Origin of the sequence: Exiguobacterium acetylicum (genome assembly GCF_019890935.1) — a bacterium.
In the GTDB taxonomy this organism is placed as follows: Bacteria; Bacillota; Bacilli; order Exiguobacteriales; family Exiguobacteriaceae; genus Exiguobacterium_A; species Exiguobacterium_A abrahamii.
The window spans coordinates 211190-230939 of the sequence record NZ_CP082333.1 but is presented as its reverse complement, the minus strand read 5'-3'; the positions used below and the strand labels follow the sequence as shown (position 1 = coordinate 230939).

The window sequence follows — 19750 nt, the reverse complement described above, 5'->3', positions numbered from 1 at the left end:
CAAAGCCCGAACCCGCATACGCTATCTTGTTTATTCATTAGTCTGCTGAAAGAACCGTTTCGACTTCATTTCGGTTCGTATAAAGTTGATAGAACGCTTCCGCTACATTTTTCGGATCAAGTGCCGTTCCACGCTTCACTTCCCCGGCAATCGTGACGGTTCCGACGTAGACACCGTCTTCCTTCAACGTATCGTGTAACATATGCGTCACTTGGCGAACGCCTGCCTTCCCGATTGAAAGCCCTGGTAACGATTTGATTGCTTGCATCGCAGCGCCGCCTCCAGTAATCAGGATGGCGCCGTCTTTCCGTTCTTGCATCGACGGCGCAACGAGTTGTGCGGCATGCAGTGCACCGAGAACATCGATTTCGAACTCTTTCGTAATCTGTTCTGCCGAGACTTCAAGGACAGACGCTTGATGTAAAATCGAAGCATTGTAGACTAAGACATCGACTTGTCCGTATTGCTCCTCTGTCCATTCGATGAGGGATGCGATATCAGCTTTTCGTGAAGCATCACATTCCACTCCGACCGCTTCCACGCCCGCTTCTTTTAGTTCCGTGATGACGGCTGCGAGTGTTTCTTGCGTCCGCGCCGCACAAACGACTTGAAAACCTTCTTGTCCGAATCGTTTACTGATTTCATATCCGTTTCCTGGTCCTGCTCCGATGACGATTACTGTTTTCATGACGTATCTCCCCTTCTCGTTTCAACTGTGATGGTTATTCCCTGAATCGCGTCATTTCATTCAAAAATCGAGCAATGAAGTGCCTTTTTCTTCTTTCTCCTGCGAAACACCCATGAAACGCGCTAACATCGGATCGACTGTTGGTGTTGCCTGAGGTGTTGACGTAGGTAGCGATATCGTTGAACTTGATGTTGCCTCAGATTCAAGTAATAGTTCACAGTACGCCTTCATTGCTGCAATCTGCTCTTTCTGCGCGGCTCCTGTCGTTTGCTCAATGCGTTGCATCGCTTGACGCATCTTTTCGATGATGTGTTGTTCCGTAATCATCTTGTATTCCTCCTTATGGTAGATTGAGGGTATGAACTTGAAAAGGATGTGTTTTCCATGATTCGTACCGCTTTAGTTGGTTTTGGTATTGCCGGTGAACATTTACATGCTCCTTATTTACACGCACCTGATTATCAGTTAGTCGCTGTTCAGTCGAGTCGTCCGGAAGCCGTCGCTTCTTATGACGCGACGCTACCTGTTTATTCGACACTTGAAGCCCTGCTCGCTAAAGAACAGATCGATTTAGTCGTCATCGCGACAGCAAATGAACTACATTATCCCCTTGCGCGCCTCGCTTTGCTATCGGGCTGTGATGTACTCGTCGAGAAACCGTTCACTGTCACGCTCGAAGAAGCCGAAACGTTGACAGAACTAGCACGTGTACACGATCGGTTACTGACAGTTTATCATAATCGTCGGTATACGAAGGACTTTCGAACGCTGATGACCTTACTCGAATCCGGACGTCTCGGCACCCTCCAAACGTTCGAAGCGCATTATGATCGCTATCGTCCAGACGTTGAGGATCGTTGGCGCGAACAGGACGTACCCGGTGCTGGTCTCTTGTACGATCTTGGATCACACTTGATCGATCAAGCACTCGTCGCCTTCAATGCAGTACCAGATCGCGTCTTTTGTGATCAAACGATTCAACGACAAGGTGGAATTGTCGATGACTACACACATCTGATTTTAGCCTTCGGCACACGACGCGCTATTTTGCACATCGGCTCCATCGTTCCGGCTGTCGGTCCTTCGCTTATGGTACACGGAACAAAGGCTAGCTATTTCGTCGATGAAGTCGATACGAAACGCGCGACGTATCAATTGGCTGAAGCAAACGGTCCCCTTGAAAACTTTCCTTTTGTCTCCGGTCAATTTGGGGACTATTATACAGACCTCGCCCCAGCCATTCGTAAACGGACAATCCCACCTGTCTCTCCGAAACAGGCTGAACTCGTCATGAAAATCATTGATCGTGCTCAAAAAAGTGCAAAATCGGGTACATGGATAGAAGTAGACTAACTATCCATTCAGACGAACAGGGGGAAGACAAGATGTTTTCAAGTACGGAACGGACAGCTTGGTTAGAAGAGATGGGACAAGAACTTTTAGACGTGCTCGTCATCGGGGGCGGTATCACGGGAGCCGGTATTTTGCTTGACGCACAAAGTCGAGGCATGCGGACAGGATTGATTGAGATGCAGGACTTCGCCGAAGGGACATCGAGCCGATCGACGAAACTCGTCCATGGTGGATTGCGTTATCTGAAGCAGTTCGAAATCAAACTTGTTGCCGAAGTCGGAAAAGAACGTGCCATCGTGTATGAGAACGCCCCACACGTGACGACGCCAGAGTGGATGATGCTTCCACTCGTCGAAGGCGGAACGTTCGGCAGCTTCTCGACATCGATCGGCTTACGCGTCTATGACCAGCTCGCAGGCGTCAAACGCAAGGAACGCCGGACGATGCTCAGTAAAGAAGAAACATTACGTTACGAGCCACTATTACGTTCGGAACACTTAGTCGGTGGTGGTCGTTATGTCGAATATAAAACGGATGATGCCCGATTGACAGTCGAAGTCTTAAAGGCAGCCGTTGGTTACGGTGGACGTGCCGTCAACTATACGAAGGCTGAATCGCTTGTCTACCACAATGGAAAAGTTGTCGGTGTCGAAGTCCGTGACGTCTTAAGTGACAAAACGTATACGATTCGGGCGAAGAAAATCATCAATGCAACCGGTCCGTGGGTCGACGAACTACGTGAAAAAGATGGTTCGAAAGCTGGGAAATCGCTCCACCTGACGAAAGGGATTCATCTCGTCATCGATCAAGCGCATTTCCCACTCCAACAGGCTGTTTATTTCGACGTTCCAGATGGTCGGATGATCTTTGCGATTCCACGCGAAGGGAAAACCTATGTCGGAACGACTGACACGAACTATAAAGGAGATATTCTTGAGCCGGGTGTCACCGTCGAGGATCAGGACTATATTCTAGAGGCGACAAATCAAATGTTCAACGTCGAGTTACGACCTGAACACGTCGAATCGACATGGTCCGGGCTACGTCCACTCATTCATGAAGATGGAAAGGACCCAAGTGAACTGTCCCGAAAAGATGAGATCTTCGTCTCGAAATCCGGGCTGATGTCAATCGCTGGTGGGAAGTTGACCGGGTACCGGAAGATGGCAGAACGAATCATTGATATGGTCGCAGACCAATTCAAGACAGAAGAAAATCGAATTTACCTCGCTTCCCGTACGCACGATATCTTGCTTGGTGGTGGTCATCCACAAGGAAGTAAAGGATTTGCCCGCTACTTGAAGGAGCAACAACCAAAAGGAGAAGCACTCGGATTGTCACCGAATGAGGCGACATGGCTCATCCAACGTTACGGTACGAACGTCGAACGTGTCTACGAGTTGATTCGGACACGTGGCGACGAGGCAGCTCGTTATCAATTACCGTTACACTGGTTCGGTGCTCTTCTATATGGATTAGAAGCTGAGCTCGTCATGCAACCTGGCGACTTCTTGAACCGTCGTGCCTCGGCCGTCTTCTTTGATTTCCCTCACGCTGAACAGTACGCAGATGGTGTTCTCGCCTTGATGCGTAGCGAACTCGGCTGGTCGGCAGAAGATGAAGCGAGAGCCAATGAAAGCATTCGTCGTGAATTTGATGCGGTCCGCGTCAAAGGACCTGTTCCACTTTCATAACATCAGAAGACCCGATCGCCTTCAGGCGACCGGGTCTTCTTGTGTGTTACTGTTCTTCTTTCGAAGCAGCGAGTTCCGCTGCCGGCATGTTGCCTGGGTGTAAATTCGAACTCTTACGTGCAAACGTAAAGTAAAGGACTAAACCAATAGCAAGCCAGATTCCAAAAGCAATCCATGTCTCGAGCTTCAAGTTGAACATCAAGAAAAGACATGCAGCGATTGCTGCGATTGGCACATACGGCATACCGGGACATTTGAACGCACGTGGGAGATCGGGCTGTGTCTTACGAAGAATCAAGACAGCGACAGAGATCAAGACGAAGGCTGCGAGTGTACCCATGTTGACGAGGTTTGCGATGACATCGAGCGGAACAAATCCAGCAACGAGTGAGCTACCCAGTCCGATCATCCAAGTCGCCTTGAATGGTGTTTGGTACTTCGGATGCACTTCAGAGAACACTTTCGGGAACATTCCGTCACGCGAGATGGCGAATGCAAGACGTACCATTCCGTATGTCATGACGAGAATAACCGTTGTGATCCCGAGAATCGCACCGAGATCGATGAATCCAGCAACCCAGTTTTGACCTGCCATTTGAATCGCAAGCGAGACCGGGTGATCGATACCAGCGAATTGTTGGTACGGTACGATACCCGTCATGATGGCTGCGACGATGACGTAAAGGACTGTACAGACAGCGAGCGAACCGATGATACCACGTGGTAAGTTCTTTTGCGGATCACGAACTTCCTCTGCTGCTGATGTAACAGCATCAAAACCGATGTACGCGAAGAAGACGATTGCGGCACCCGAGAAGACGCCTCCCCAACCAAACGGTGTGAACGGTGTCCAGTTTGATGGTTCAACGTAGCCGACACCGACGACGATGAACAATACGACGACTGCTAATTTAATGACAACCATGATGTTGTTGACACGTTTCGTTTCCTTGATTCCCATCGACAACAATGCCGTAATGGCAAAGAGGATCAGGAAGGCTGGAAGGTTGAAGTATGTCTTGGCTCCTTCGACTGCTCCAGGAGCTGCTGATAAAGCTGTTGGCACATGGATATTAAATCCTGCGAGTAAGGACTGGAAGTATCCAGACCAACCGGCTGCAACGGCACTGGAGGCGAGTCCATATTCGAGGATCAAGTTCCAACCGATGATCCAAGCGAAGATCTCTCCCATCGTTGCGTACGTGTACGTATAGACGGATCCACTGACCGGAATCGTTGATGCGAATTCAGCGTAAGCAAGAGCAGCTAGACCACAGGCGATGGCAGATAGAATGAATGATACGATAAGTCCTGGTCCTGCAGTCAATGCTCCTGTTCCCGTCAAAACGAAGATTCCGGTTCCGATGATGGCGCCAATTCCTAAAAACGTTAAATCCATCGCGCCAAGATTTCGAGCAAGTCCACTGTTTCGTTTACTTGCAGCAATCATAGCGGAAACATCTTTTTTCCGCGTCAAACTCATGATGTACTTCCCCCTATATTCGTTGTGATTTGTCTGTACGAAGCGAGTCGTTCGTAAGAACTTAATCAAAAATTTACGAAGTTTTCTGATAAATTGATATAGGTCATTATACCTATTTGTTTTTTGAGTGACGCTTTCATCTGTTAAAGAATAAAAAAATTCTCAAAAACATCGGTATGTAACAGATGTTACATACCGATAAAATATTCCTTTTTCAGTTTGAGTTTCCAGTCGTTTTTCGCGTCTTCGTCCATTCCAAAAACACTTGGTAATCCAGCTTTGTTCGCATGACGTAAGCTTCCGACCAGCGTTCGATTTGCTCCAAAAAAGCGGTATCAGAAACACCGATGGCTCGAATGATTTCAACATCCGCATGATGGGTTAATATTTTTTCTTTAATCCCAGCATCTTGATCTGCCCGTGCATGCACTTTGGCGGTAATTTGACCTTGAATGCATAAGACATTTTCGAGGTCATCCTGACTTTTGATATGCTTTGCTTTTAACTTTTTCTTATACGGTGAACGCTCACGTACATAATATTCCTTTTGACCAATCGTCAAATAACCAAGATATGGATCTTCATGTGCCTGCATCGCTTTTTGAGACGTGATGACCCGTCGCCCTTGATGGACGGCTTCTGCTTCCAGTCGATAGACAGGCAGGAATAACGAAGGAACGGACGTTTGCGCCTGTTTCATCTCAAGAATCAAATCTTCTTCTCCACCTTCGCCCTCAATCAGAATGTAATAGCGCTCAAGACCAATCGATGCTGTTCCGCTGTCTAGCTTCCTGACAATATCCTTAATCGTATAGAACGATTCTTCACGGCGATCCTCGGCGTCAATCGTCTCGATGTAGGAGGACCAAGCAGATTCAATCGCCATTCGTGTCGAATCATCTACCGCTGCCATATCTGGTAATGTACAAAAACGTCTCACGCCATCCACCAATTCCGTCCGCTCTCCCATTAATTCCTCACGTTTCTTTTCTGCTTTTTTGATCAACTTCTTGATTGGTCCTTTTGTATTTTCTCGCGTAAAACAAACATCACTCGGATCTTTTCCGAGAGCGTACTTTTTTAAATCGTGTAAGTATTCAAGGACATAATTTCGAATCGCAGGAGTCGGGTCGTATCCTGCCTCTTCAGCGAACAACCGGACGGAGACCGCCATGCGAATCAAATCATATAAATAAGATCCTAAGTACCCTTCATCAAAGTCGTTGACATCGTAGATGATCTCTCCCTTCGCATTACCATGGACACCGAAATTCTCAAAATGAAGATCTCCCTGAATCCACGTCGGTTTATCGCGAGGCGTATCAAAACCAAGGGGGATTCGCGTCACATCATAATAAAACAGATGCGAACTCCCACGGAAAAAGCGAAACGGACTCAAGCTCATCTTGTCGTACTTTTCCTGACGTGCTTGCTCATCGAGCTGACGGATTTCGTGATCGTAGAAATCAAGTACCTTCGCAATCGTCATTTGTCGAATCTCTTCATACACGGGTCGAAACATTCGATTCTCTCCCTTCCATTTGAAAAAAGAGCAGTCAAAACGAAATCGTTTGACTGCTCCTTACGTGTTACTCGAAATGTTTTTTATATTCCCCATATCCTGCCGAATCAAGCTCTTCAAGCGGAATAAATCGTAATGCTGCTGAGTTGATACAATAGCGAAGACCACCAAGTTCTGTCGGACCATCATCGAAGATATGACCGAGGTGACTATCCGCATTCGCAGAACGCACTTCCGTCCGCGTCATCCCGTGACTCGTATCGAGTTCGACTTCCATCTTGTCTTCTGAGATCGGTTTAGCGAAGCTCGGCCAACCACAGTTCGACTGGAACTTATCTTTTGATGTGAAGAGTGGTGTGCCATCGACGATGTCGACATACAGACCTGGACGTTCTTCATCCCAATATTCGTTACGGAAAGCGGGTTCTGTCCCGTTCTCTTGTGTGACTTTATACTGAATTGGTGTCAGACGCTCTTTCAGTTCTTTTTCCTTACCGTGATCCTTCCACGCTTCCTTGATGAATTTCGCGCGACCTGAGCCGACACTATACATCTGATAACGGAACGGATTCTTTTTATAATAATCTTGGTGATATTCTTCAGCTGGCCAAAATGGCTTTTCTGGACGAATCTCTACCGCGACTGGACGCGAGAAGCGTCCTGATGCGTCAAGCGCTGCTTTCGAACGCTCAGCTGCTTCACGCTGTGCTTCATCGACATAAAAGATAGCCGGTTGGTACGATTCACCACGGTCATTGAATTGACCTCCGCCATCTGTCGGGTCGATTTGACGCCAGAAGATATCGAGTAATTCTTCGTACGTAATGACGGACGGATCGTACGTGACTTCAACCGCCTCCAAGTGACCTGTCGTTTCCGAACAGACCTCTTTATAAGTCGGGTTCTCTGTATGACCACCGGTATATCCTGAAATGACCTGCTCTACCCCATCATATTTATGGAATGGCTTGACCATGCACCAGAAACAACCACCTGCAAATATTGCTTTTGCCATCTATCTTCCCCTCCTCTGTATGTGTCTATTTTACCGCGTTCAGAGAATGGACTCGACTTTCCTGCTCATTCAATCCTCTGGGTTCGCTTTTAGACGACGCATGACGAAGTAAATCGCCGCAAAGACAAGAAGAAGTCCTCCGAGCGAATACCAGATGTTATTCAAACGATAAATCATTTGGTACAAGGCAAGCGTCACAAGCAATAATGCGATCGGTAAGAAGGCACGCTTGAAGTGGTACCAGTAATTCACGAAGATCGCCTCCTGTTTTTCTTTCATCTTACCCGATATGTCATGTCTTCTGCGAGAGGATTATTCGGCTTGACGGTACTCTTCTTCGAGATAGGTCCGGTACTTCGCTTCCCAAGCGTTTAGCGACACACGCCATAATACGATCGTTGCGATGGCAAGTCCTAACGTAATCGGCCAGAACCACATCGATACGATTCCTGCTGTAGAAGCCAGTCCGATTTTTGAAAACAGAACGTACGTCCAAATGATGGATGTGCATAATAGGATCGAGACCGGAATCGCGAACTTCCATGGAGTGAGCTCGACAGACTGTCGTCGATTGACCTTTCTTGACTGGACGGCCGGGTAACGATATCCCATGAATACCATGAACAGCACTTCAATCACGAGTAGAATACCGTACCCATGAATATAGCTAATGCCATGATCCCAGCCAAACAGTTGTTTGAAACCGAAGACGAATAAGTAATACGCGAACACGTGAAAGACGATGACGATTTTCGCCGCAATTGCCGGAATTCGTTTCATGAAAATCCCCATTAATACGATGACGAGAATCGGAATATTGAAAAACCCTGTGAATTGCCGGATCAAACTCCATAAGCCGTCCGGCGCGTACATCAAGAATGGTGCGATGACGAAAGAAATCAAGGCAACGATCGTTCCGAACCATTTACTGACACGAATCAAATGTTCATCACTCGCCTCTTTCGCAAACACCGGCTGATAGATATCGAGGACGAAAAGTGTCGCAATACTATTGAGCAACGAGTTAAACGAACTGAAGACGGCTCCGAGTAAGACAGCTAAGAAAAATCCCATCAGCGAGACCGGCAGTAACTCCGTAATGAGTCGAGGATATGATAAATCACCGCTTGTTAGTGTGTTCCCATACAAGTGATAGGCAATGATCCCAGGAATCAGCATGAAGATTGGAACTAATAACTTCAAAAATCCTGTCATGAGGACGCCCTTCTGTCCTTCCTTCAAATCTTTTGCCCCGAGCACACGTTGAATGACATATTGATTGAGTGACCAATAAAATAAGTTCGCAAATAGGATACCCGTGAAAATCGAGAAGAACGGAACGGCATCGGTTGAGCTTCCGATTGCGTTCAGCTTCTCTGGTTGCACAGTCGCAATCGTCTTCATCCCTTGAAGTAAATTCCCGTCACCCAGTGCAATAAAGCCAAGCACTGGAACTAGGAATCCGACGAAGACAAGCCCGATTCCGTTCAAGGTATCCGAGACAGCCACCGCACGGAGCCCTCCAAAAATCGCATAAATCGCTCCGATGATCCCGACGACCCAAACGACTAACCAAAGGGACTGCGTATAACTGAGACCAAATAGCTCCGGAACATCGAACAGTTGCAAGACAGCAATCCCACCTGAATAAAGCATCGAAGGAATCGTGACGCACATATATCCGAGCAAAAAGAGTAAGACTGTCATCCGACGAACCGTCTCGTCATACCGGTGACTTAAGTATTCCGGTAACGTCGAGATACCGAGTCCAAGAAATTTCGGGAGCAGATAGATGGCCATGATGATCGCAGCAAATCCTGCCGTGACTTCCCACGCCATACTCGACATGTTTCCCATGAAAGATTGTCCGTTTAGTCCAATCAACTGTTCCGCCGACAAATTCGTCAGTAGTAATGATCCGGCAATGAAAACGCCATTTAGCCCTCGCCCCGCTAAGAAGTATTCATCGACGCCTTGTGTTTTCCCACGCGTCAATCGGTAGGATATGTAGGCAACGAGCAACATGAAAAACGCTGCAGAACCTAATGTGAAAAATAATTCAGATGTAGTCATTCGCCTTCCCCCCTATTCTTTATTCATATTTCTATTTTTGAATACTTATTCATTGATTCCTTTTTTATACTTTTTCAAAACTATATTTTAGAAAACGTTTTCATTTAAAGGAATAAAAAACCACCTTCATTTATAGAAGGTGGTTCACACATTATGATTGACGTGGATGTTCTGGGAAGTCCATCTCGTCATAACGAACGATTGACGTCCGGTTTTTGAATTTATGTCCTAACCAGAAAGCAAGGAACAACGGAATACCGATATACGTTGCGGCAATTCCAACCCAATCAATTTGATCCGCGAGGAATGCGGCATAGTTTTGACCGACGATGACGAGGAAACAAAGACCGAAGGCGAACAGCGGACCGAATGGGAACGCTGGTGCAACATATGGTAAGTCTTTCAACGAGTGACCTTGTGCAAGGAATCCTTTACGGAAACGATAGTGACTGATCGCAATCCCGAGCCATGCGATGAAGCCTGTCATACCGGAAGCATTGAGTAACCACAAGTAGACTTGTCCACCAAACATCGACGTCAAGAAACAGAGCGCACCGACTGCTCCTGTTGCGAGCAAAGCGTTACGCGGTACACCGTTTTTCGATACTTTCGCGAACAACTTCGGTGCATCCCCTTGGCGAGCAAGTGTATAAAGCATCCGAGTCGAAGCATACATACCTGAGTTTCCGGCAGATAGAACAGATGTCAAGATGACGGCGTTCATGAGTGCTGCTGAGAAGGCAAGACCCGCTTTTTCAAAGACGAGCGTAAACGGACTAACCGCGACGTCCGTAATGTCATTGGAAACCAAGTTCGGGCTCGTATATGGAATGAGCATTCCGATGACGAAAATCGCGAAGACGTAGAAAAGCAAGATACGCCAGAAGACTTGTTTGACTGCTTTTGGAACATTCTTTTTCGGATCTTCCGATTCACCCGCGGCAATCCCGACCAGTTCTGTACCTTGGAAACTGAATCCGGCAACGAGAATGATACCGATGACGGCAGGAATGCCACCGACGAACGGCGCATCGCCAAGAGCAAAGTTTTTAAAGCCAACCGGTGGCTCCGATGTAAAGACACCGAAAATCATCGCAACACCGACGACTAAGAAGACGATGACGGTGACGACTTTAATCATGGCAAACCAATACTCCGCTTCCCCAAATCCTTTAACGGAGAAGTAGTTCAAACCGATCATGAGTAAGAGGAATAAGGCACTGAAGTAAAATCCAGGAACGTCCGGGAACCAGTACGTCATGACGATTTGTGCTGCGACGAGCTCAACTGCGATCGTGACTGCCCAGTTGTACCAGTAGTTCCAACCGAGTGCAAAACCGAATGATGGATCGACGAATTTCGTTCCATATGTCGAGAAGGATCCGGCGACCGGCATGTACGCTGCCATTTCACCAAGACTTGTCATGAGGAAGTAGACCATCAGACCAACGATTGCATACGATAGGAGCGCCCCACCTGGTCCTGCTGCTGCGACGGAAGCACCGGACGCAATGAAAAGTCCTGTTCCGATTGCCCCACCGATGGCGATCATCGACATATGACGGGCTTGTAATCCACGTTTTAATCCTTCTGCTGTCGAATCTGTTGTTTGTTTCACATCTAGATTGTTCATTTCGTTCGCTTCTCTCTGTTTAGATTTTTTTGAGAGGACACTTTTTGAATGAAAAAAACAAAAAGCGCCCTCATCTTCCAGATGGAAGATGAGAACGCAACATAATAAAATGGATGCGCCTCATTCTACCGTCGTGAAAGATAGCTCTCCACAAGTAGGTGATACCCGACTTGTGACAGTATTAGACCTATTTGATCTAATCCCAATCGATCATCTTCAAAGCGATGATTGATTTCGGCAATTCTTCCTTTCAGATCACCTCATCTGTCGCTTGACGACATCCGTAACCGTACTCTTAAGAATTGCAACCTCCATCCCACTGGTTGAGTGAGAACTGAATTAAGTTAGTTATTACTACGCCATATTACACAAAACGCCACGAAATTGTCAATTGCCTTTTTCGAATATCGGGTAGTCGATGGTAAAAATCCGATATGTTTAGTACACTAAATGGTAGAAGTCCACTGAGAGAAAGGATGCTGCTTGCATGCCACAGGAACGTGATTTGCTAACTTATCGACTCGAAGAACAAATGCGTGTCATTCTTCGTACCCTGCGACGTGAACTTAACCGGCTATTTGAAGGAACGGCGACTCGGAGTGAATTTTTCATCTTACGAAGCCTTTCTGAAAATGGTCCTCAGCGCCCGACGCTTCTTGCGGAACAATTTGAGCTCGCGACGAGTCAAGTCACTGCTTTGACGGATAAGCTGTATAAACAAGGATATGTCACACGGACACGTTCGACGGAAGATCGTCGTTCAATCGTACTCGCTTTGACGGAGGACGGGGAACGTGCATTTCGGGATCTCGAAATCGTCCGGAAAAACTATTTACAAGACCGCTTCGGTACATTGACCGAAGAAGAGCTCGAAACGATGGTTCATGTCTTTGATAAAATTTTACAGACGATGGATGAGGATACCCTTACTTCATCTTCTTAAAAACGGTAGATTTTCTACCGTTTTTTCTATTTTGGTCTAAAGATTTCCCTCTGTCTAACCGTTATCTACTTGAGTATACTAGAAGTATATATATGGAAATCTGTTAGCTGGGGGAGTTGGGAGGATTTGTTGTCCATCATGAATCAATTCATCATTAACTTTTGTCTACTGTTCACAACGATTACTCTCTTGTTCTTACCGTTTCGGAATCAACCGCGTATTTCATTGAACTCCAAATGGAGCATTCGACTTATACTCGGAGCAGTCTCTGGTCTGATTGCGGTCTTATTAATGTTCAATGGGATCCAAATCGATGTCGCCCGTGTTGATTTACGTATCGTTCCCGTCGCGATCGCCATGCTGTTCGGTGGTTTCCCAAGCGCCATCGTTGCAGGAGCAATGATCATCGGGACACGTTACTTTTTAACACCAGTTGATCAAATGGAAGGATTTTATTTATCTACGCTGATCATCGTCTTATTCATCACGACGATTGGGATCATTCGTCGATTCGTCCATGTCTCGATGCGTCATTTTCAACTTATGGTGTTGGTCGGTATTCTCTATTCGTTACCCGCCATCTACATCTTGACGCACAGCTGGTCGACATTCTTTAAAATCTCGATTGCGTACGTCTTCTTTAATTTATTAGCTGGCTTTGTTGCCTTTCGATTACTGACGGAATTACGCCGTCACTTCGAAAACATCCAGTATCAGCAGAAACTCGCCATGACGGATGCTTTGACAGGGCTCGCCAATCGCCGTCGTCTGGATGACTCGCTATCGCTTGTCGGTTCGACCGATCAAGGCTATTCACTTGTGCTCATCGATATCGATTTCTTCAAGCATGTCAATGATACATATGGTCATGATGCGGGCGATGATGTGTTACGCCAACTCGGCATGACTCTCGCTTCCTTGACGCGTCCAGACGACCTCGTCGGACGGTACGGTGGTGAAGAATTTTTAATCATCTTACCAAGTACTTCGGCGAAAGAAGCGCAAAAAATAGCAGAACTAGCTCGGTTGACGGTCGCACGTAACCTGTTCCCGACAGCAGATGTACCTGATCTGCAAATCACGATCTCACTTGGGATTTCACATTCTAGTGGTTCGCACACGTCACTTGAAGCATTACAACAGGCAGATAAAGCGTTGTATTACTCAAAAGAAAGCGGACGGAACCGGAGTACGATTTATACGAAAGAACTTGCATTCCGACAAGCTTAAACTAATGGGACACTTCCGTAGGGGAGTGTCTTTTTTACGTCTTCATTCCGTCTCTTTAGGAAAACCGATGCTTTCAACCGTTCCGAAAACAATCATCCGACTTAATTGTTCTGCCATGTATTCTGATGAATACGGTCGACCGTTTCGTAACCAAGAAATCAACAATCCTAACTGTCCACCAATAACATAGTTCAATAATAAGTCCCGATCGACGAACGTAGCTTCTTCTGTGATTTGCGGTCGAAACACAATTCGATAATTCTCTTTCAATGTATCGAGAAAACGAGAGATGAACGTTTTGATCGGTCCTTGAACGAGCATCGTCTGATAGAATAGTTCATTTTCTTCGATATGAATGAACAAACGAGCAAAATAGCGACTCACCTGCTCGACTGTCGGAAAGACAATTCCTGTACCCGTGATCCGAATCGCTTGTTCAAGTGCTTTCATTTGCTCCTCAACGACTTGGTCGAGCAAATCATACTTATCCGTATAGTGTGCGTAGAAGGTCGAACGATTCACACCTGCTCCATCCGTCAACATTTTGACAGTAATGCTCGAGAAGCTGTGCGTCTTCAGTAAACGAAATAATTCCATCGTAATACGGTCACGTGACCGTTTTGGTCGGGGATCACGGCTCTCATTCATCCATATTTCACTCCTTTTTCACCATCTTTTCATTAATGAATCCGTTATCATCTATTTTTCCAACATTTTGTCGGAAATTGTCGGTTGTTTGTTAGCTAACGTTCCATATAATTAACTATATTAATTACTCCTCCCCCCAGAGGAGTACTTTTTTTGAATCGATTGTACACAAGAAAGGATGCTAACACACCTATGAGTATGAAAAAATTATTGATCATCAATATCGTGACACTCATCGTTTTAATCGGTGGTGGTGTTGTCGGATACTACTATTACGATCAAGCAACGAGCTATGTCAAAACAGACAATGCGAAAATCGACGGTAAGATGATAACGGTTGCGAGCCCAAGCGCTGGTAAATTAACAGACTGGTCTGCGAAAACAGGCGAATCACTTGCCAGTGGCGCAACAGTCGGACACGTCATGACGGCACAAGCCGGACAAAAACCGACGGATCTCTCGGTTTCAATGCCCTCAAAAGCAACGATCGTTCAGTCGATGGCGACAAAGAACGGCTTCGTCGCAGCAGGTACACCTCTTGCATATGGTTTTGACTTAAACGACCTTTGGGTCACAGCGAACATCGAAGAAACAGAAATCGATGAAATCAAAGTCGGACAAACAGTGGATGTTTACGTCGACAGCTACCCGGACACGACACTTTCTGGTGAAGTCGAGCAAATCGGTATGACGACGGCTTCCACGTTCTCAATGATGCCTTCTTCAAACGGAAATGCGAACTACACGAAAGTCGCACAAGTCATTCCTGTTAAAGTCTCACTCTCGCAAGAAAAATCACTCGACATTCGACCTGGTATGAATGTGACCGTCCGCATTCATAAGGATTAAGGAGGGACGTTCATGTCTACTACCTTCTTGTTCGGATACAGTGCGTTCACGATTCTGATCATTATCGGCGTCAACTGGATCGCCCGTCGAAGTCGCTCATCCGACACGGCGCTGGCGACGGACGGACCGACTCTTGAGGAATCCCTCGAGGCGGAACCGACGATGACCGTGACACCACCAGTCGCAGCACCTTCTAAGCAGGTATCGACTGAAAACGTCAGTATTCCGAAAGTACTGACGGTCTTACTCATCGGTATGTTCATTGCTATTTTGAACCAAACGTTGATCAATGTCGCGTTACCGGTTCTGATCAATGACTTTAACGTGTCGACGTCCACTGCCCAGTGGTTGACGACGGGCTTCATGCTCGTCAACGGGATTTTGATTCCGATTAGTGCCTTTTTGATGCGAAGCTATACGTTCCGCCAGCTGTTTCTCGCTTCGATGACACTGTTTTTCTTCGGATCGGTCATCTGTTCGATGGCAATGAACTTCCCGGTCATGATGATCGGTCGTGTCGTTCAGGCAGCGGGGGCTGGTATCTTGATGCCACTCGGATCAAACGTCTTCATGACATTGTTCCCACCGCATAAGCGCGGTGCTGCCATGGGAATGCTCGGAATCGCGATGATTCTGGCTCCTGCTGTCGGACCTACGATCACGGGATATGTCATCCAAAACTATGACTGGCACGTCATGTTTTATGCGATGTCGTTCTTTGGATTAGTGACATTGTTACTCGGTACAGCCTGGTTCCGCCTGACGCAGCCACTCTCGAAACCTTCTTTCGACGCACTGGGCGTCTTATTTAGTACGATCGGATTCGGGAGTCTCCTTTACGGATTCAGTGAAGCCGGGAATGACGGCTGGGATAGCCCGATCGTCATCAGCACGATCGTCATCGGCTTAATTGGAATTGCTGCTTTTGCAATGCGTGAGCTGTCGATGGAAGATCCAATGTTGAATATTCGTGTGTTAAAGGTTCCGGAATTTTCGTTCACCCTCTTCATCAATGTCATCGTCACGATGGCCTTGTTCGGCGGGATGTTGCTTTTACCGATTTACCTTCAAAGCATTCGCGGTTTTTCACCGGTCGATTCAGGTCTTCTCCTTTTGCCCGGATCACTGATCATGGGAATCACCGGACCGATTGCCGGTCGTTTATTTGACCGCTTCGGTATTCGACCGCTCGCTATCTTCGGTTTGACGTTGATGACGTACGGGACATGGGAATTGACGCAATTAAACATGGATACGTCGTATTATTCCATCATGGGCATCTACATGCTTCGGTCATTCGGTATGGCATTCATCATGATGCCAATCATGACTGCCGGTATGAACGCTTTACCGATGAAGATGATCCCACACGGAAACGCGACCCAAAACACACTTCGTCAAGTCGCCGGCTCCATCGGAACGGCAATTCTCGTCACCGTCATGACCCGTCAAACGACGGCTCACTTGGCAGACGACGCGAATCAGTTTACGACGCTCGACCCGACGCTTTCGCAACATTTAAACGATCTTGGACAACAGTTGGGTAGCTCACAAGCCGCTTCAACGAGTTGGTTTACGATGCTGACGAAACAAGCGACGATCCAAGGAATCACCGATGCGTTCTGGATTGCTACCGTCTTATCTGCGCTTGCACTGATTCTGTCCTTCTTCTTGCACGGAAAAAAAGAACCGAATCTGGATTGATTGACGAAAGGAGCTGACTCAAAAGTCAGTTTCCACAAAGATAAGGGTGGCAGAATGATGATCTGCCACCCTTACCTCATAACAAAAAGAATGACGCGTTTCACGCAACTCCTACAGGAAAAAGCGCATCTTTGCGCTGTCAGAGACAAACAAGACCCGCTTTCCTGCTTGAATAAAGCAGGAAAACTGGCTTGTGTCTCGCCTGAGGAAAGGGCGTGAAAAGACGCGTCATTCTTTTTTGAGTCAGCCTCTTTTCTTATACTTTACGAAAAGTTCTTCTTTGCACTTCAGCCCTAAAATCGATACACTAGGGACAATGAGTTTCATATCTAAAGGAGATGCTTTATGGTTGCCTTTCTGCAATTTTATGCGTTCATCTTTGCTTGTTGTTTTGCTTGGCAAGTTGGTCGACCGTCCCCTTGGTCACAAAAGATCGTTCGTGCCTTTTTAACAAGTGTCAACGGGCTCTTCGTATTCGCACGTGCCTCGATTTCAATCTTTTTATTAGTTGGACCACTATTACTCGTCACCTATCTTGTCTTCCCACGGTTAATCGCTTTTGAAAATGGTTTAGCGATGGTGATCAGCGTGCTCGTCATCGGACTGGTTGATCGTCTCGTCAGTCTCGTCGTCCTGCCACTCATGCGTTCCTTTTTCTTAAAACGTCAACGCGTCATGCCACAATCGGTGGAAATGGTGCTTTATACGATGGCAATGTCTGTCTTGCTCTTCATTCAGCTTCATGCTGTTCCCGGCGTTCAAATTCATGTAGCATTAACGATTTTCCTTGGTTTTACGATCTATTTCGCCCATTATCTATTTGCCCTATACCGGATTCGTCTTATGAAAAAGAAACTAACGACTGTTGCTCAAGATCAAGACGAGGAACGAAAAGCCTCTTAACCCGAATACAACGAAAGATGATTTCCTATCGGGAATCGTCTTTTTTTGTTTTCTGACAAATAACGTTGACAATGATAATCGTTATCATTTATAGTGAAAAAGTACTCAGTGAGGAGATGAAACGGATGCATGCCCAACAAGTGATCGAAACACGCCGGTCGATCCGGTCCTATACGGAACAACCCGTTCCGGTCGAATTGGTAGAAGCATTACTCGACACGGCGATTTATGCCCCGAATCATAAATTAAGAGAGCCTTGGCGCTTTGTTCTCGCAATCGAAGACGGACAAACACGGTATGTCGATGCCTTGATGGAATTGCTGACAGCGCGTGGTCAATTCGAGACGAAAACGTCTGAACAACGTCAACAGGCTGAACAAAAATTACGGGAAGTTCCGGTTTATTTAACGGTACTTTGTCAGGTACAAGGGACACCGGATCAACAGCTCGAGGATACACTTGCAACAGCTGCGATGATTCAAAACCTGCAGTTGGTAGCAACAGAACGAGGTCTTGGGTGTTGCTGGAAGAGCGGGAAACACTGGTTCACACCAGAGTATGCCTCACTCGTTGACGCTTCTGAAAACGAACGCGTTCTCGGCGTCATTCAAATCGGCTGGCCTGCCATCGTTCCACCTGTCAAACCGAGAACGTCCGCAAAGGACAAGTTGACGCACTTTTAAGAGGTGCGCATTCTGCGAGCTACCCCTGCTCGCGCCAATCAAGCCCCAATTCAAAAATAAAAACGTTCCGATGACGTCTCTCTCCCCAAATGGAGACGCAATCGGAACGTTTTTCTGTATTCACACTGGTGTTTTCGTATAGACAGGCGCCTCTGGAATCGTGTCATATAACATATGGTCGACGATTCGTTTGGTCGCTTCTCCATCCTGATACGTAAAGAACTGATTCGCGAATGTCTCGATTTTCTGTGTATCGAATTGTCCACGTTTAATCCAAGCAATGACGTCTTCAAACGTCGACACGATTGGTCCCGGCACGAAGGTTTCGTATGGAAAGTAGAAATCGCGTTCTGCTTTATATGACTGCAAATCGTTGACGAGAAAAATCATCGGCTTCTGCAACAAGGCAAACTCGAAGATGACAGACGAATAATCCGTAATCAGAATATCCGCAATCTGCATCAAATCATTGATGTCCGGATAGTCTGTCATATTAATGATTTGATCCGCATACGCGTCCGGTACGACTGGTGGATTAAGAACAAACGGGTGCATGCGAAGCAAGAGGACTGTATCCGGTCCAAGCTCACGACGGAACTTCTCAAAATCGAGCTCTTGATCGTAATGTGCCGTTGTCTGTCCATTTCCTCGGAACGTCGGTGCGAGTAAGATGATTCGTTTCTTGCGCCATTCTGGATATCGGTCATACAACTTTTCTCGAACACGGGCTTGGCGTGCTGTGTTCAGTAGCTGATCCGTCCGTGGAACCCCTAAGGGATAGATCCGTTTCTGCTCCATTCCGAAAGCATCCGCATATGGTGCGATACATGCTTCACCGGAAACATAGACCTTGCTATAGTTCCGGTGAATCTGGACCATCTTCAAATAATCATCATCCGGCGAATAGGATTTATCAAGCACACTATAGCCGAACTTTTTAAAGGCTCCACAAGCATGCCATAGCTGAATGACTTCTGTTCCTTTCCGTAAGGACGACACATATACAGGGTAATAATAGTCATCAATGATGAAGTAACGAGCAGTCGCTAATTCGTACGTCGCCCGCATCATATGAAAGACGTATTGGATTTGCCCCGCCAACGATTGAGGGAATCGCTTTAACAAAAAAACGTATTCATACCCTAAGTCGCGTCGTTCGAGTTCATCGTAGACGGCACGAAAGTTATCGACAAGACGATCGGAACGATACGTCGCAAAGACGACTTTTTTCGGTTGAATCGGTAGCCGTTTCGTCAACCAGTACGTCATAGCAAGCAGATAGTGGACCGTCCGTCGTTGCAATAACCGAATTTTTTGTTTCATAGACGA

18 protein-coding genes and 1 riboswitch are annotated in these 19750 nt (G+C 46.7%); of the genes, 8 read left to right on the top strand and 10 right to left on the bottom strand.

What is annotated here, in order from left to right:
* Positions 1-37 precede the first annotated feature (37 nt).
* Complete coding sequence (locus K7G97_RS01310; RefSeq protein ID WP_029343173.1) at positions 38-688, bottom strand: SDR family NAD(P)-dependent oxidoreductase; 651 nt, start codon at positions 686-688, stop codon at positions 38-40.
* 60 nt (positions 689-748) lie between these two features.
* On the bottom strand, positions 749-1015 hold the full coding sequence (locus tag K7G97_RS01305; protein WP_058265458.1) for a DUF5327 family protein: 267 nt from the start codon (positions 1013-1015) through the stop codon (positions 749-751).
* 57 nt (positions 1016-1072) lie between these two features.
* On the opposite strand from K7G97_RS01305, the gene K7G97_RS01300 reads away from it, so the two are divergent.
* Together K7G97_RS01300 and K7G97_RS01295 are read left to right on the top strand one after the other, a co-directional pair.
* Positions 1073-2041 (top strand): Gfo/Idh/MocA family oxidoreductase, encoded by a 969-nt coding sequence (locus tag K7G97_RS01300; protein WP_223041154.1) that lies wholly within the window; start codon positions 1073-1075, stop codon positions 2039-2041.
* A gap of 32 nt (positions 2042-2073) precedes the next feature.
* Positions 2074-3735, top strand: a complete 1662-nt coding sequence (locus K7G97_RS01295) for a glycerol-3-phosphate dehydrogenase/oxidase (protein WP_223041153.1) — start codon at positions 2074-2076, stop codon at positions 3733-3735.
* Positions 3736-3781: 46 nt separating this feature from the next.
* On the opposite strand, the gene K7G97_RS01290 is transcribed toward K7G97_RS01295, so the two are convergent.
* The 6 genes from K7G97_RS01290 to K7G97_RS01265 all read right to left on the bottom strand — a co-directional run bounded on the left by K7G97_RS01290 (position 3782) and on the right by K7G97_RS01265 (position 11461).
* A complete protein-coding gene (locus K7G97_RS01290; protein ID WP_223041152.1) occupies positions 3782-5218 on the bottom strand; it encodes a branched-chain amino acid transporter BcaP in 1437 nt (478 codons plus the stop codon).
* Between the two features lie 214 nt (positions 5219-5432).
* Complete coding sequence (locus K7G97_RS01285) at positions 5433-6740, bottom strand: DUF2252 domain-containing protein (RefSeq protein ID WP_223041151.1); 1308 nt, start codon at positions 6738-6740, stop codon at positions 5433-5435.
* 67 nt (positions 6741-6807) lie between these two features.
* Complete coding sequence (gene msrA, locus K7G97_RS01280; protein WP_149426647.1) at positions 6808-7755, bottom strand: peptide-methionine (S)-S-oxide reductase MsrA; 948 nt, start codon at positions 7753-7755, stop codon at positions 6808-6810.
* Positions 7756-7824: 69 nt separating this feature from the next.
* A complete protein-coding gene (locus K7G97_RS01275) occupies positions 7825-8007 on the bottom strand; it encodes a hypothetical protein (RefSeq protein ID WP_035399267.1) in 183 nt (60 codons plus the stop codon).
* Between the two features lie 60 nt (positions 8008-8067).
* Positions 8068-9828, bottom strand: coding sequence for a solute:sodium symporter family transporter (locus K7G97_RS01270; protein WP_223041150.1), 1761 nt, complete (start codon positions 9826-9828; stop codon positions 8068-8070).
* 151 nt (positions 9829-9979) lie between these two features.
* Positions 9980-11461: an amino acid permease gene (locus K7G97_RS01265; protein ID WP_058265452.1), complete on the bottom strand. Its 1482-nt coding sequence runs from the start codon at positions 11459-11461 to the stop codon at positions 9980-9982.
* Between the two features lie 133 nt (positions 11462-11594).
* Positions 11595-11783: riboswitch (Lysine riboswitch) on the bottom strand.
* A gap of 165 nt (positions 11784-11948) precedes the next feature.
* Between K7G97_RS01265 and K7G97_RS01260 the strand changes: the two genes are divergently transcribed.
* Together K7G97_RS01260 and K7G97_RS01255 are read left to right on the top strand one after the other, a co-directional pair.
* The gene (locus K7G97_RS01260; protein ID WP_058265451.1) at positions 11949-12404 is read left to right on the top strand and encodes a MarR family winged helix-turn-helix transcriptional regulator; all 456 of its coding nucleotides are present in this window, start codon (positions 11949-11951) and stop codon (positions 12402-12404) included.
* A gap of 138 nt (positions 12405-12542) precedes the next feature.
* Positions 12543-13634: a diguanylate cyclase gene (locus tag K7G97_RS01255; RefSeq protein ID WP_231884709.1), complete on the top strand. Its 1092-nt coding sequence runs from the start codon at positions 12543-12545 to the stop codon at positions 13632-13634.
* Positions 13635-13676: 42 nt separating this feature from the next.
* Here K7G97_RS01255 and K7G97_RS01250 read toward each other — a convergent pair whose 3' ends face one another.
* Entirely contained in the window at positions 13677-14282 is a 606-nt protein-coding gene (locus K7G97_RS01250) for a TetR/AcrR family transcriptional regulator (RefSeq protein WP_223041149.1), read from the bottom strand.
* A 192-nt stretch (positions 14283-14474) separates the two neighbouring features.
* Between K7G97_RS01250 and K7G97_RS01245 the strand changes: the two genes are divergently transcribed.
* The 4 genes from K7G97_RS01245 to K7G97_RS01230 all read left to right on the top strand — a co-directional run bounded on the left by K7G97_RS01245 (position 14475) and on the right by K7G97_RS01230 (position 18421).
* Positions 14475-15131, top strand: coding sequence for an HlyD family secretion protein (locus tag K7G97_RS01245; RefSeq protein WP_035399222.1), 657 nt, complete (start codon positions 14475-14477; stop codon positions 15129-15131).
* A 12-nt stretch (positions 15132-15143) separates the two neighbouring features.
* Complete coding sequence (locus K7G97_RS01240) at positions 15144-16835, top strand: DHA2 family efflux MFS transporter permease subunit (protein WP_058265449.1); 1692 nt, start codon at positions 15144-15146, stop codon at positions 16833-16835.
* 345 nt (positions 16836-17180) lie between these two features.
* Positions 17181-17738, top strand: coding sequence for a hypothetical protein (locus K7G97_RS01235; protein WP_223041148.1), 558 nt, complete (start codon positions 17181-17183; stop codon positions 17736-17738).
* A gap of 125 nt (positions 17739-17863) precedes the next feature.
* Positions 17864-18421, top strand: a complete 558-nt coding sequence (locus tag K7G97_RS01230; RefSeq protein WP_023466727.1) for a nitroreductase family protein — start codon at positions 17864-17866, stop codon at positions 18419-18421.
* A 120-nt stretch (positions 18422-18541) separates the two neighbouring features.
* Here the strand turns inward: K7G97_RS01230 and K7G97_RS01225 are convergent, their stop codons facing one another.
* A complete protein-coding gene (locus tag K7G97_RS01225; protein WP_223041147.1) occupies positions 18542-19744 on the bottom strand; it encodes a CDP-glycerol glycerophosphotransferase family protein in 1203 nt (400 codons plus the stop codon).
* Between the last annotated feature and the right edge of the window lie 6 nt (positions 19745-19750).